This is a genomic window from Streptomyces syringium, assembly GCF_017876625.1.
In the GTDB taxonomy this organism is placed as follows: Bacteria; Actinomycetota; Actinomycetes; order Streptomycetales; family Streptomycetaceae; genus Streptomyces; species Streptomyces syringius.
In genome coordinates, this window is record NZ_JAGIOH010000001.1 from 5,721,507 (window position 1) to 5,734,518 (window position 13,012).

General features: G+C 73.6%; 11 protein-coding genes and 1 riboswitch. Of the genes, 8 read left to right on the forward strand and 3 right to left on the reverse strand.

Annotated features, from left to right (window positions below):
- The first annotated feature begins 14 nt into the window (after positions 1-14).
- The 3 genes from JO379_RS25535 to JO379_RS25545 all read left to right on the forward strand — a co-directional run bounded on the left by JO379_RS25535 (position 15) and on the right by JO379_RS25545 (position 3,592).
- The gene (locus JO379_RS25535; RefSeq protein WP_130881992.1) at positions 15-1,382 is read left to right on the forward strand and encodes a M16 family metallopeptidase; all 1,368 of its coding nucleotides are present in this window, start codon (positions 15-17) and stop codon (positions 1,380-1,382) included.
- A 267-nt stretch (positions 1,383-1,649) separates the two neighbouring features.
- Positions 1,650-1,803: riboswitch (cyclic di-AMP (ydaO/yuaA leader) on the forward strand.
- Positions 1,804-1,816: 13 nt separating this feature from the next.
- Positions 1,817-2,620, forward strand: coding sequence for a M23 family metallopeptidase (locus JO379_RS25540; protein WP_130881796.1), 804 nt, complete (start codon positions 1,817-1,819; stop codon positions 2,618-2,620).
- Positions 2,621-2,863: 243 nt separating this feature from the next.
- Positions 2,864-3,592: a GntR family transcriptional regulator gene (locus JO379_RS25545; protein ID WP_242626434.1), complete on the forward strand. Its 729-nt coding sequence runs from the start codon at positions 2,864-2,866 to the stop codon at positions 3,590-3,592.
- A 169-nt stretch (positions 3,593-3,761) separates the two neighbouring features.
- On the opposite strand, the gene JO379_RS25550 is transcribed toward JO379_RS25545, so the two are convergent.
- Positions 3,762-4,043 (reverse strand): HPr family phosphocarrier protein, encoded by a 282-nt coding sequence (locus JO379_RS25550; protein WP_130881794.1) that lies wholly within the window; start codon positions 4,041-4,043, stop codon positions 3,762-3,764.
- Between the two features lie 216 nt (positions 4,044-4,259).
- Here JO379_RS25550 and JO379_RS25555 point away from each other — a divergent pair, with 216 nt between their 5' ends.
- The 4 genes from JO379_RS25555 (at position 4,260) to JO379_RS25570 (ending at position 9,757) form a co-directional block, all read left to right on the forward strand.
- Positions 4,260-7,052, forward strand: coding sequence for a bifunctional acetate--CoA ligase family protein/GNAT family N-acetyltransferase (locus JO379_RS25555; RefSeq protein WP_209517119.1), 2,793 nt, complete (start codon positions 4,260-4,262; stop codon positions 7,050-7,052).
- Between the two features lie 135 nt (positions 7,053-7,187).
- Positions 7,188-7,775, forward strand: a complete 588-nt coding sequence (locus JO379_RS25560; RefSeq protein WP_130881792.1) for a DUF5998 family protein — start codon at positions 7,188-7,190, stop codon at positions 7,773-7,775.
- Entirely contained in the window at positions 7,775-8,983 is a 1,209-nt protein-coding gene (locus tag JO379_RS25565) for an alkaline phosphatase family protein (RefSeq protein ID WP_130881791.1), read from the forward strand. Before JO379_RS25560 ends, JO379_RS25565 begins: the two co-directional genes overlap by 1 nt.
- Before the next feature lie 90 nt (positions 8,984-9,073).
- Positions 9,074-9,757: a thymidine kinase gene (locus JO379_RS25570; RefSeq protein ID WP_130881790.1), complete on the forward strand. Its 684-nt coding sequence runs from the start codon at positions 9,074-9,076 to the stop codon at positions 9,755-9,757.
- Here JO379_RS25570 and JO379_RS25575 read toward each other — a convergent pair.
- Positions 9,732-10,535, reverse strand: a complete 804-nt coding sequence (locus JO379_RS25575; RefSeq protein ID WP_165451697.1) for a VOC family protein — start codon at positions 10,533-10,535, stop codon at positions 9,732-9,734. The genes JO379_RS25570 and JO379_RS25575 overlap by 26 nt on opposite strands.
- Positions 10,536-10,803: 268 nt before the next feature.
- On the opposite strand from JO379_RS25575, the gene JO379_RS25580 reads away from it, so the two are divergent.
- On the forward strand, positions 10,804-11,643 hold the full coding sequence (locus JO379_RS25580) for a sulfurtransferase (protein WP_130881789.1): 840 nt from the start codon (positions 10,804-10,806) through the stop codon (positions 11,641-11,643).
- Between the two features lie 171 nt (positions 11,644-11,814).
- On the opposite strand, the gene sepH is transcribed toward JO379_RS25580, so the two are convergent.
- A complete protein-coding gene (sepH, locus tag JO379_RS25585) occupies positions 11,815-12,894 on the reverse strand; it encodes a septation protein SepH (RefSeq protein ID WP_130881788.1) in 1,080 nt (359 codons plus the stop codon).
- Between the last annotated feature and the right edge of the window lie 118 nt (positions 12,895-13,012).

Below are 13,012 nucleotides of genomic sequence, written 5' to 3' on the forward strand. Positions count from 1 at the left end.
CCGCAGGCCCTTCGATGGACTTCCACCCCCGGCCGCAGCCCGGCGAGGCCACCCCGTGGGCCTTCCCGGCCCCCGAGCGCGGTGAGCTGCCCAACGGCCTCACCGTGCTGCGCTGCCACCGCCCCGGCCAGCAGGTCGTCGCCGTCGAGATCAACCTCGCGGCGCCCCTGGACGCCGAGCCGCAGGGGCTCGACGGCGTCGCCACGATCATGGCGCGCGCCCTGTCCGAGGGCACCGACCGGCACACCGCCGAGGAGTTCACGGCCGAGCTGGAGCGCTGCGGGGCCACCCTCGACGCGCACGCCGACCACCCCGGCGTCCGGGTCTCGCTGGAGGTCCCCGCTTCCCGGCTGCCCAAGGCGCTCGGTCTGCTCGCCGACGCCCTGCGCGCCCCCGCGTTCCCCGACGGCGAGGTCGAGCGCCTCGTCCGCAACCGGCTGGACGAGATCCCGCACGAGCTGGCCAACCCCGCCCGCCGGGCCGCCGTGGCGCTCTCCAAGGAGCTCTTCCCCGCCGAGTCGCGGATGTCCCGCCCCCGCCAGGGCACCGAGGAGACCGTCGAGCGCATCGACGCCGCCGCCGTCCGCGCCTTCTACGAGGCGCACGTCCGCCCCGCCACGGCGACCGCCGTGGTCGTCGGCGACTTCACCGGTGTCGACCTCGACAAGGCGCTGGCCGAGTCCCTCGGCGCGTGGACCGGCTCCGCAGCCGAGCCCCGGCCCGTACCGCCGATCACCGCGGACGACTCCGGCCGCGTCGTGATCGTCGACCGCCCCGGCGCGGTGCAGACCCAGCTCCTCATCGGCCGGATCGGCGGCGACCGGCACGACCGCGTCTGGCCCGCCCAGGTGCTCGGCACGTACTGCCTCGGCGGCACCCTCACCTCCCGCCTGGACCGCGTCCTGCGCGAGGAGAAGGGCTACACCTACGGTGTGCGCTCCTTCGGCCAGGTGCTCCGCTCGGCGCCCGACGGCACCGGCGCCGCGATGCTCGCCATCAGCGGCTCCGTCGACACCGCGTCCACCGGACCGGCGCTGGCCGACCTGTGGACCGTGCTGCGCACCCTGGCCGCCGAGGGGCTGACCGACGCCGAGCGCGACGTCGCCGTGCAGAACCTCGTGGGCGTCGCCCCGCTCAAGTACGAGACGGCCGCCGCCGTCGCGGGCACGCTCGCCGACCAGGTCGAGCAGCACCTCCCGGACGACTTCCAGGCGCACCTGTACGAGCGCCTCGCGGAGACGGGCACCGTGGAGGCCACCGCGGCCGTCGTGAGCGCGTTCCCGGCCGACCGCCTCGTGACGGTCCTCGTCGGTGACGCCGCGGAGATCCTGGAGCCCGTCAAGGCACTGGGCATCGGAGCGGTGACGGTCGTCCAGGGCTGACGGCACGTCGGAGCGGTGACCGGTCGCGGCCGGGTGCGGTCGGCAGCGCCCGCACGGGACGGCCAACTGGTCAGCAGATAAGCGCATAAGGGAGGCACGCGGGGCCAACGGGGCTCGCGTGCCTCCCTTATGTCCGTTTTGAAGGAGAGGTTGCACGTCTGGAGTGTGGCGTACGACACAAAACCTCGGTTCTGTTTGTCGATCGAAACGCACCCCGATTAGCGTCAGTCCGGCTGACCGTCAGATGTGAGTCGCATCCGCGGCACCGGTCAGTCATCGCCGAGTCCCCAATGGCGCGAGCCAGGGGAGCCGGGGACCCACAGTCCCTGGGGTGAATCGGGTCCCTTCCCGGAGGGAGCCGTAGGAGACCTTCCTGCTCCGAACCCGTCAGCTAACCCGGTAGGCGAGAAGGAAGGAAAGGAATGGCCACACCCATGGCGTTCATAGGTGCCACTGGCAAGCATCGTCGTCCGAGCCGCGCCGTCCGCGTGAGCGCGAACGTGGCGGGCATCGCCACGCTCACCGCCACCGGTGTGGTCGCCGGCTTCGCCGCTCCGGCGATCGCCGCCACCGACGACGCCCCGCGCGTCCAGGACACCGGCCTCACCCAGGCCGTCGTCATGGGTGACGAGACCGCCGACCGGATCGACGCCCAGGCCGACACCCAGCAGAGCGCCGCCTACGAGGCCGAGGCGCGGCTGAAGGCGGAGGCCGACGCGAAGCAGAAGGCCGCGGACGCCAAGCAGCGCGCGGACGAGGCCAAGCGCAAGGCCGAGGCCGAGCGCGCCGAGAAGGAGCGCGCCGCCCGCGACGAGGAGCGCAAGCGTCTCAACGCCTACGTCTCCCCGATCGACGGCAGTTACGTCTCCACCTCCTACAAGGCCTCCAGCGGCCTGTGGTCCTCCGGCAGCCACACCGGCGTCGACTTCCACGCCGCCGAGGGCTCGACGGTGCAGTCCGTGGGCGCCGGCACCGTCGTCGAGGCGGGCTGGGGCGGCGCGTACGGCAACAACGTCGTCATCAAGCACAACGACGGCACCTACACGCAGTACGGCCACCTCTCCTCGATCAGCGTCAGCGCCGGCCAGACGGTCACCGCGGGGCAGCAGATCGGCATCTCCGGCTCCACGGGCAACGTCACCGGCCCGCACCTGCACTTCGAGGCCCGTACGGGTGCCGACTACGGCTCCGACATCGACCCCGTCGCCTACCTGCGCGCGCACGGCGTCAGCGTCTGACCGTCGCCTCCGGGGCGCAAGTCCCGCACTCATCTTTCGCGAAGGCCCCGGCTCCGGCCGGGGCCTTCGCGTTGGCCGGACGCGTCGACCAGGCGTATCCACCGGCCCGTTGGCCAAAAAATAGCCATGGATTCCGGTCTCCCATCGGAAATCCCCGGCTATTGCCATAGAGTCGCCGAACAGACGTCAATCGGCCGCGTTTCGCGGGGATTAAGGCGGAGGTTCACCGATGTGGGGCCCCACGTGACCGGCAATGGCGACGCAGTGCGAGAAGGCGGCCGCATTTCCGCGCACGCCGTGTGCGCGGCGATCCGCGACGACATCGTCTCCGGGGCCCACCCGCCCGGCAGCCGGCTCATCGAGGAGTTACTGGCCCGTCGTTACGGCGTCTCCCGGGTGCCGGTGCGCGAAGCCCTGCGCACCCTCGCCTCCGAAGGGTTCGTGACCACCCGCCGGCACGCCGGGGCGTGCGTCGCCGAACCCAGTGAGCGGGAAGCCGCCGATCTCCTCGACGTCCGGGCCCTGCTGGAGCCGCTCGGTGCCGCACGCGCCGCGCAGCGCCGCACGGAGGCCCATCTGAAGGTGCTGCGCGGACTGGTCAGGCTCGGGCAGGAGCGCGCCCGGGGCGGCCGTACGGCGGAACTGCGCCCGCTGGGCGACTGGTTCGACGAGACCCTCGCCCAGGCCTCCGGCAGCCCCAGCCTCGCCGCTCTGCTGACCCAGCTACGACTGAAGATCGCCTGGGTCTACGCACCGGAGACCCCGCTGCGGCCCGTCGAGGTCTGGGACGCCCACGGGGCCCTCGTCGACGCCGTCGCCCGGGGCGACGCGGAGCGGGCCCGGGCGCTGGCCGAGGCACGGGCCGGCCGGCCGCCGGGTGAATACCGACTGCGCCGGGCGGTGCGTGTGGGGCGGGCCGGGCGAGTGAGAAATCCGAAACAATCCGTAAACACGGTGAGCGCTCGCTCTTAACAAGAATCCGCTATTCAAGGCGCCGCCGAGGGCGCGGGGCCGGTATTTCCGGGTGCGGCTTCAGGCCTCATATGCCCGCGCAAAACAAACGGGTCCGTGCAAACGAAAAGCGGGGCCGCGACGGCCTCAATCGGCCGCCGCGGCCCCGCCGGGCGCGATGCGCGGTGAATCAGACGGTCTCCGGGAGCTCCTCGAGCCCCTCGGCGACCAGCTTGGCCAGACGGTCGAGCGCGGCCTCGGCGCCTTCCGCCTCGGTGGCGAGGACGATCTCCTCGCCGCCCTGGGCGCCCAGGCCCAGCACGGCCAGCATCGACGCGGCGTTGACGGGGCTGCCGTCGGCCTTGGCGATCGTCACGGGGACGCCGGCGGCCGTCGCCGCACGGACGAAGATCGACGCGGGACGGGCGTGCAGGCCCTCGGCCCAGCCGACGTTGACGCGGCGCTCAACCATGGTGTTGCCCTTCAAGTCGCTATTGGTTGTCTAGACCAGTGTCTCACGGGGGTGGCGGTGCTCCGGTGTGGTGCTCCCCACGACACCTCGGGCGACACCTCGCACGACACCCCGGACGAACGTCCGGCCGCCTCCCGGGTGACAACCGCCCCCGCGCCCTTGCCGCAAGGGGGGTGAGCCGGGACCGTTGTCGGTCCCCGGTCGTACGCTGACCCCATGCAGACGCCGTCCGAGCACGCGTACCCGACCCACTGGGAAGCCGACGTCGTGCTGCGCGACGGCGGCACCGCCCAGGTCCGCCCCATCACCCCCGACGACGCGGGCCGCCTGGTCAGCTTCTACGAACAGGTGTCGGACGAGTCGAAGTACTACCGCTTCTTCGCGCCCTACCCCCGGCTCTCCGACCGGGACGTGCACCGATTCACCCACCACGACTACGTCGACCGGGTGGGCCTGGCCGCCACCGTCGGGGGCGAGTTCATCGCCACCGTCCGCTACGACCGCATCGACGCCCGGGGCATGCCCGCCACCGCCCCCGCCGACGAGGCCGAGGTCGCCTTCCTCGTCCAGGACGCCCACCAGGGCCGCGGTGTCGCCTCCGCCCTGCTCGAACACGTCGCGGCCGTCGCCCGCGAGCGCTCCATCCGGCGCTTCGCCGCCGAGGTGCTGCCCGCCAACACCAAGATGATCAAGGTGTTCACGGACGCGGGGTACACCCAGAAGCGCAGCTTCGAGGACGGCGTCGTCCGTCTCGAGCTGGACCTCGAACCCACCGACCGGTCCCTCGCCGTCCAGCGGGCCCGCGAGCAGCGCGCCGAGGCCCGCTCCGTCCAGCGCCTCCTGGCCCCCGGCTCCGTCGCCGTCATCGGCACGGGCCGCGAGCCGGGCGGCATGGGCCGCACCGTCCTGCGCAATGTGCTGGCGGGCGGCTTCACGGGGCGCGCGCACGCGGTCAACCGGGCCTTCCCCGAAGGGCTTTCCGTCCTCGAACCCGAAGGCGTCCCCGCCCACCGCTCGGTCCTCGACATCACCGACCCCGTCGACCTCGCCGTCGTCGCCGTGCCCGCCGCCGCGGTGCCGTCCGTCGTCGCCGAGTGCGGCGAGCACGGCGTCCAGGGCCTCGTCGTCCTCTCCGCCGGATACGCCGAGAGCGGCCCCGACGGCCGCGCCCGCCAGCGCGAGCTGGTCCGCCAGGCCCGCTCGTACGGCATGCGCATCATCGGCCCCAACGCCTTCGGCCTCATCAACACCGCCGAGGGCGTCCGGCTCAACGCCTCCCTCTCGCCCGAGCTGCCCGCGGCCGGGCGGCTCGGGCTGTTCAGCCAGTCCGGCGCGATCGGCATCGCCCTGCTCTCCGGGCTGCACCGGCGCGCCGCCGGACTGGTCGGCGTCTCCACCTTCGTCTCCGCGGGAAACCGCGCCGACGTCTCCGGCAACGACTTCCTCCAGTACTGGCACGACGACCCCGACACCGACGTCGCCCTCATGTACCTGGAATCGATCGGCAATCCCCGGAAGTTCACCCGCCTCGCCAAGCGCACCGCGGCCCGTAAGCCGGTCGTCGTCGTCAAGGGCGCCCGCCACGGCGGCGCGGCCCCCACGGGGCACGCCGTCCCCACCACCCGCATCCCCGACGCCACCGTCTCCGACCTGCTGCGGCAGGCGGGCGTCATACGCGTCGACACGGTCACCGAGCTCGCCGACGCCGGGTTGCTCCTCGCCTCCCAGCCGCTGCCCGCGGGCCCCCGCGTGGCCATCCTCGGCAATTCCGAGTCGCTGGCCCTGCTCACCTACGACGCCTGCCTCACGGAAGGCCTGCGCCCGCTGCCCCCGCGCGACCTCACCACGGCCGCGGGGCCCGCCGACTTCCGCGCGGCCCTCGCCGGGGCCCTGGCGGACGGCGGGAGCGACGCGGTGGTGGTCACCGCGATCCCCTGGGTGGACGGCACTTCCGCCGCCGACCTCGCGACCGCCCTGCGGGAAGCCGTCGCGCAGGCCCCGGCCGCCAAGCCCGTCACCGTCGTCCACCTGGAGATCGAGGGCCTCGCCGAGGCGTTGGCGGCCGCCCCCACCGCGCCCCCCGGGCAGCCGGACGGACCCGCCGACCGCGCGCCCGCCGTGCGGATACCCGCCTACCCCGCGGCCGAGCGCGCCGTCCGGGCCCTGGCCGAGGCCGCGCGGTACGCCCGCTGGCGGCGGCAGCTCGCGGAGCCCGGCCGGGTGCCCGAGTACGACGACATCGACGAGGCCGGTGCGGCCGCCGACATCGACGTGCTGCTGACCGCCCACGGCGCGGCCACCTCGCGGCCCGGCGGCCCCCGGGCCGTCACGCTGTCCGCCGCCGACACCCAGCGGCTCCTCGCCCGGTACGGGATCGCCGTGCTGCCCGCCCTGCCCGCACCCGACCCCGACGGCGCCGTCCGCGCGGCACACCGGCTCGGGTTCCCCGTGGCGCTCAAGCCCACCGCCCCGCACCTGCGCCACCGCGCCGACCTCGGCGGCGTCCGGCTCGACCTGGGCGGCGAGGGGGAACTGCGCCGGGCCTACGCGGAGTTGACCGAGCTGCTCGGCAAGCCCGAGGAGACCCGGCTGGTGGTGCAGTCGATGGCCCCCCGCGGCGTCGACACGGTCGTACGGGCCGCGATCGACCCGGCGGCCGGCGCGGTGCTCTCCTTCGGGCTGGCGGGGGCGCCGTCCCTGCTGCTCGGTGACACGGCCCACCGCCTCGTCCCGGCGACCGACCGGGACGTCGCCGAGCTGATCCGCTCCATCCGTACCGCGCCGCTGCTCTTCGGCTGGCGTGGCTCCGCCCCCGTGGACACCGGGGCCCTCGAGGAGCTGCTGCTGCGCGTCTCGCGCCTGGTGGACGACCACCCCGAGGTCGTGGGCGCCGACCTGGAGCCCGTGATCGTCGCCCCGCACGGCGTCCATGTGCTCGGCGCGTCCCTGCGCCTCGCCCCGCCCCCTGCCCGCACCGATCTCGGCCCGCGCAGCCTGCCCGCGTATTGACCCGGTGGGGGTGCGCACCGCCGCAGGGCGTTCGCCGCCGCAGACGGCAGGACGGCCCACAGCCGCGGACCTCGGGCCAAGGGGCCGCTGAGGCCGAGCGCCAAGGCGACCCCGTACGCCCCGTAGGATGGGCGTATGGCGAAGACCGGTACGACGACCCAGGGGCTGCGCGCGGCGATCGAGCGCAGCGGCTACTACCCGGCCCTCGTGGCCGAGGCGGTGGAGGCCGCCGTGGGCGGGGAGCCGGTCGTTTCGTACCTGGTCCACCAGGAGACGACCTTCGATTCGAACGAGGTCCGCCGCCATGTGACGGTCCTCGTCCTGACCGGCACGCGCTTCATCGTCAGCCACACCGACGAGCAGGCCGCCGACGCCACGTCGCCGTCCCCGTACGCCACCACCTCGACCGAGTCCGTGAAGATCGGCCGGATCTCCTCGGTCGTGCTCAGCCGCGTCGTCGCCAACCCCGAGTCGTACACCCCCGGCACCCTGCCGCGCGAGGTCGTCCTCACCATCGGCTGGGGCGCGGTCTCCCGGATCGACCTGGAGCCCGCCGCCTGCGGTGACCCCAACTGCGACGCCGACCACGGCTACACCGGCTCGTCGACCGCCGACGACCTGAGCCTGCGCGTCAGCGAGGCGGGCGACGGTCCGGACACCGTCCGCCAGACCCTGGCCTTCGCCCAGGCGCTCTCCGAGGCGACCGCGGCCACCGCCCGCTGATGGCACACCTGACGACAGCGGGCTCCGCCTGGCACGAGCCCGCACCGCTCGACCCCCGCTCCGCCCCGCTCCCGCGCTACGGCACCGGCTCGCTCGCCGACCTGCTGCCCACCATCGCGTCCGGCATGGGCGTCCCCGGCCTGCCCGCCGGCATGGACCTCGCGTCCGCCGACCGGGTCTGCGTCTTCCTCATCGACGGTCTGGGCTGGGAGCTGCTGCGCGCCCACCCGGCGGAAGCGCCCTTCCTGCACTCCTTGCTCGGCACGTCCATGAACGGCACCGGCCAGCCCATGACCGCGGGCTTCCCGTCGACCACCGCCACCTCACTGGCCTCGGTGGGCACCGGTCTGCCGCCCGGCGCCCACGGCCTGCCGGGCTACACCGTCGCCGACCCCGCCACCGGTCAGCTGATGAACCAGCTCCGCTGGCGGCCGTGGACCGACCCGCACGTCTGGCAGCCGTATCCGACCGTCTTCCAACTCGCGGACGCCGCCGGGGTGCACACCTGCCAGGTCTCCGCGCCCGACTTCCAGCACACCCCGCTGACGAAGATCGCACTGAGCGGCGGCACCTTCCACGGCCGGCTCTCCGGCGAGGACCGGATGGACCTCGCGGCCGACCGGCTCGCCGCCGCCGACCGCTCGCTCGTCTACACCTACTACAGCGAGGTCGACGGCAAGGGCCACCGCTTCGGCGTCGACTCCGACGAGTGGCGCGGCCAGTTGATGTACGTGGACCGGCTCGCCCAGCGGCTAGCCGAGCAGCTGCCGCCCCGCTCGGCGCTGTACGTCACCGCCGACCACGGCATGATCGACATCCCCTTCGACCCGGAGTCGCGCATCGACTTCGACGAGGACTGGGAGCTGCGCGCCGGGGTCGCCCTGCTCGGCGGCGAGGCCCGGGCCCGCCATGTGTACGCCGTGCCCGGCGCCGCCAACGATGTGCTCGCCGTATGGCGCGAGGTGCTCGGTGAGCAGATGTGGGTGGCGGGCCGTGACGAGGCCATCGAGGCCGGCTGGTTCGGACCGCCCGGGGAGGGCGTCGACGACCGGGTGTACGCCCGGATCGGCGATGTCGTCGCCGCGGCCCGCGACGACATCGCGATCGTCGCGTCCGAGACCGAGCCGAACGAATCCGCGATGGTCGGTCTGCACGGATCCATGACGCCCGTCGAGCAGCTCGTGCCGCTCGTCGAAGTACGCACCTGATACGCACGCGAGCCGTGCGCACCCCAGCACCGCCCCGCCGCACCGCCTGCCCGCCGACGACCGAGACAAATGAAAGGCATTGGCTTTCCCATGCCCGAGCTGGTGTTCTTCTCCGGAACCATGGACTGCGGAAAGAGCACCCTCGCTCTGCAGATCGAGCACAACCGCTCGACCCGCGGACTCCAAGGGATGATCTACACGAAGAACGACCGCGCGGGTGAGGGAAAGCTTTCCTCCCGGCTCGGTCTGGTCACCGACTCCGTCGAGGCGGGCGAGGGCTTCGACTTCTACGCGCACATCGTCGGCCACATCTCCGCCGGCGGCCGCGCGGACTACGTCATCGCCGACGAGGCGCAGTTCCTCGCCCCGGAGCAGGTCGATCAGCTGGCCCGGATCGTCGACGACCTCGAACTCGACGTCTTCGCCTTCGGCATCACCACCGACTTCCGCACCCGGCTCTTCCCCGGCTCCCAGCGCCTGGTCGAACTCGCCGACCGGATAGAGGTCCTCCAGGTCGAGGCGCTCTGCTGGTGCGGCGCGCGCGCCACCCACAACGCCCGTACGGTCGGCGGACAGATGGTCGTCGAAGGCGCGCAGGTGGTCGTGGGCGACGTCAACCAGCCGGAGACCGTGGTGGGTTACGAGGTGCTGTGCCGCCGTCACCACCGCCGTCGGCTGACGGCCGCCGCGGCCCGCGCCGCGGCCCTGTCGCCCGACGTGCTGCCGCTGGACCCCGTCGACGAGAGCGCTAACGCGTCGTCCGTAGGAGTGTGAAGACGGCCCCCTCCGGGTCCGCGACCGTGGCCACCCGGCCGGTCCGCCCCTCCTGAGGCGGCAGCAGCACCCGGCCGCCGAGCTCGTCCGCCCGCCGGGCGGCGGCGTCGGTGTCCGCCACCTCGAAGTACGTCATCCAGTGCGGGCCCCGGCGGCGCGGCAGGGCGGCCCCCACGCCGTGGATCGCGGCGACCGGACGGCCGTCCACGAGCAGGGTGAGGTAGTCGGTGTCCAACGGGTCGGCCGACACCGTCTCGTAGCCGAAGAGGGCCTGGTAGAACTTCACGACGGCGGTCGTCTCATAGGTGATCAGCTCATGCCAGACCGGCGTGCCCGGCACGCCCACCAGCGCGGGGCCCACCAGCTCCTGGCCCTGCCAGACGCCGAAGGGCGCCCCCGCCGGGTCGGAGGCGAGCACCAGCCGCCCCGCGTCCTCCGCGGTCAGCGGGCCCACGCCCACGGTGCCGCCGGAACAGCGGATCCACTCCGCGGTCGCGTCCGCGTCGTCGCTCGCGAGATAGGTCGTCCAGGTGGTCGACAGCCGGCGGTCGGGCAGCAGTTCGCCGATCCCGGCCACGTCGCGGCCGTCGATCGTCGCACGGACGTACGGGCCCAGTTGGCGTGGTCCGGGGCTGTAGTAGCTCCAGCCGAACAGACCACTGTAGAAGTCCTGGATAGCCTCCAGATCGTGCACCAGGAGACTCGTCCAGCATGGGGTGCCTGGGGTGTGCCGAGCCTCCCCCTTGCTCTGCTGGGGGGACCCCCATACCTCGGTCATCGTCACTCTCTCCTCGGACCATCGTGGTGGCCGCGCGCCCGCGCCGGTTCGGTGGCGCTCTGGATGGGACGGGGCTCGACCCGATGCTTGCACCACCTGTGGTGACGTACCCCCCGGCCGCGCCGGATTCCCCGGGTTCCCGCAGGAGAATGCCCGATTTCGCGCCGCGCATCCGTTTCGGCGTCGGGGGCGTCCAGTATCGATCAGCTTCGCGCGGTCTGGCCAGAGGGCCATTCGGCGCAATGCCGACTACGCCAGAATGGCGGCCATGGACGCCATCATCACCGCAGACCAACTCGTGAGCGCAGCGGCCGGAGACCGGCCGCCGACCCTCCTGGACATCCGCTGGCAGCACGGCCGGCCTTCCGGCCGCCCGGAGTACGAGGCCGGGCATCTGCCCGGCGCCGTCTATGTGGACCTGGACACCGAGCTCGCCGGGGCGCCGGGGGAGCGGGGCCGGCACCCGCTGCCGGACATCGCCGCCTTCGGGGCGGCGATGCGGCGGGCCGGGGTGAGCCGGGACCGTGAGGTCGTCGTCTACGACGGCGGGCTGGGCTGGGCGGCGGCCCGCGCCTGGTGGCTGCTGCGCTGGACGGGCCACCCGGCCGTACGGGTGCTCGACGGCGGGCTCGCCGCCTGGACGGGCCGGGGCGGTTCGCTGACCAAGGAGATCCCGTCGGTGACGGAGGGTGACTTCGTCCCCGAGCCCGGCGCGCGGCCGATCCTTCTCGACGCGGACGGCGCGGCGGCGCTGGCCCGGCGGGGTCTGCTGCTGGACGCGCGGGCGGGGGAGCGCTACCGGGGCGAGGTGGAGCCGATCGACCCGGTCGCCGGCCATATCCCCGGCGCGGTGTCCGCCCCGACGAGCGAGAACGCGACGGAGGACGGCCGCTTCCACCCCGCGGCGGTGCTCGGCCGCCGGTTCGCGGGGCTGGGCGTCACGCCGGACACGGAGGTCGGCGTCTACTGCGGCTCGGGAGTGTCGGCGGCACAGCAGGTGCTGGCCCTGGCGGTCGCCGGGATCCCGGCGGCGCTGTACATCGGCTCCTGGAGCGAGTGGACGGCGGACGGCAGCCGTCCCGTGGCGACGGGCCCTCAGCCGGGCTGACCGCCCCTCGCCGTTGGCTGAAAATAAGCCCGGGCGATCGCGAAAGTGGACGCGGATCCCGTCGGGGAAACGAGCCGATCGGGCGGCGGCCATGTGGGTGAGCAAGCGACTGAGCCGCCGTCACCTCCCTCGCCTCGGTGGGGGAGATGACGGCGGCTCACCGCAGTGGGCTCACTCCTGTTTCTTGCGGCGGGTGCCGAAGACGATCTCGTCCCAGCTGGGTACCGCCGCCCGGCGGCCCGGCCGGACGCCGTCCGCTTCCGCCTGACGGTCCGTCGTGCCGGTCAGCCGGTCCCGGTGGCCGGCCACCGACCGCGGCATCAGTACGTCCGCGTACGCGGCACCGGCGCTCGCCGCCGGTGCGGGCGGCTCGGCGGCCTCCGCCTCGTCCGGCGGGCCCTCGGACGGGACCGCGGGAGCCACCGACGGTGCCTCGGGCACCACCATGTCGCCACGGAAGCTGGGCACCGCTTCGAGCAGGCTCGTCAGGGTGTCGCGCTCCTTGACCGTCTCCTCGGCCGGGGACTCGGCGTCCGCGTCCGACGGCGGGGGAGCCTGCTGCTGCCGGTCCAGCGACCGGTCCAGCGGCCGGTCGCGGGGCAGCCGGGCGATGCGCGGGACGAACGGGAAGCTCGGCTCGGGCGTGTCATCGGTCTCGCCGATGAGGGCCCGTGCCTCGTCGTCCATCGCCTGCACGATCCGCCGGGGCGGGTCGTACGTCCAGCTCGCGGCGCGCGGCTCACCGGCCACGCGGTAGACGAGGAGGACCTCCCAGGTGCCGTCGTCGCGGCGCCACGAGTCCCACTGCGCGGTGTCCTTCTCGGCTCCCCGCAGGGACATCCGCTCCGCCACGGCCTCACCGAGCTGCGGGCCGGTGTTCTCGCCGGGGCGGCGGACGGGTGTCTTGCGGGCCCGCTCGGCCATGAACGCGCGCTCGGCCAGTACAGGACCCTCGAAGCGCCGGACTCGCTCGACCGGGATGCCGGCGAGCTGCGCGACCTCCTCGGCGGAGGCGCCCGCACGTATACGGGCCTGGATGTCTCGGGGGCGGAGATGGCTCTCCACCTCGATCTCGATCTGTCCCAGACGGGCACGGTCGTTGCGCACCGCGGCGCGCAGGCGCTCGTCGATGGGAAGCGTGTACTCCGTGCTGTCCGCAGCCTTGAGCACCAGCCGTGTGCCGTCGTTGGAGACGGCCACGACACGCAGTTCGGGCATGGGGACCTCCCGGGTGGTGCCTGCCGACGTCACGTGCGTCGCTGCTTCCGCTAGTCGAGTGTGGCCTGCCCGGGTGCAGCCTGCCACAACATTGCCGAGTTGACGGGGCGAGTGCCGCCTGGGCCCCTCCCGTTGGGTCCGGGCAGCCGGA

Bases quoted from the DNA above. Each gene is read 5' to 3' on its own strand.
- JO379_RS25535 (WP_130881992.1), top strand. From the start codon at position 15: ATGGACTTCCACCCCCGGCCGCAGCCCGGCGAGGCCACCCCGTGGGCC.
- JO379_RS25540 (WP_130881796.1), top strand. From the start codon at position 1,817: ATGGCGTTCATAGGTGCCACTGGCAAGCATCGTCGTCCGAGCCGCGCC.
- JO379_RS25550 (WP_130881794.1), bottom strand. From the start codon at position 4,043: ATGGTTGAGCGCCGCGTCAACGTCGGCTGGGCCGAGGGCCTGCACGCC.
- JO379_RS25555 (WP_209517119.1), top strand. From the start codon at position 4,260: ATGCAGACGCCGTCCGAGCACGCGTACCCGACCCACTGGGAAGCCGAC.
- JO379_RS25560 (WP_130881792.1), top strand. From the start codon at position 7,188: ATGGCGAAGACCGGTACGACGACCCAGGGGCTGCGCGCGGCGATCGAG.
- JO379_RS25565 (WP_130881791.1), top strand. From the start codon at position 7,775: ATGGCACACCTGACGACAGCGGGCTCCGCCTGGCACGAGCCCGCACCG.
- JO379_RS25570 (WP_130881790.1), top strand. From the start codon at position 9,074: ATGCCCGAGCTGGTGTTCTTCTCCGGAACCATGGACTGCGGAAAGAGC.
- JO379_RS25575 (WP_165451697.1), bottom strand. From the start codon at position 10,535: ATGACCGAGGTATGGGGGTCCCCCCAGCAGAGCAAGGGGGAGGCTCGG.
- JO379_RS25580 (WP_130881789.1), top strand. From the start codon at position 10,804: ATGGACGCCATCATCACCGCAGACCAACTCGTGAGCGCAGCGGCCGGA.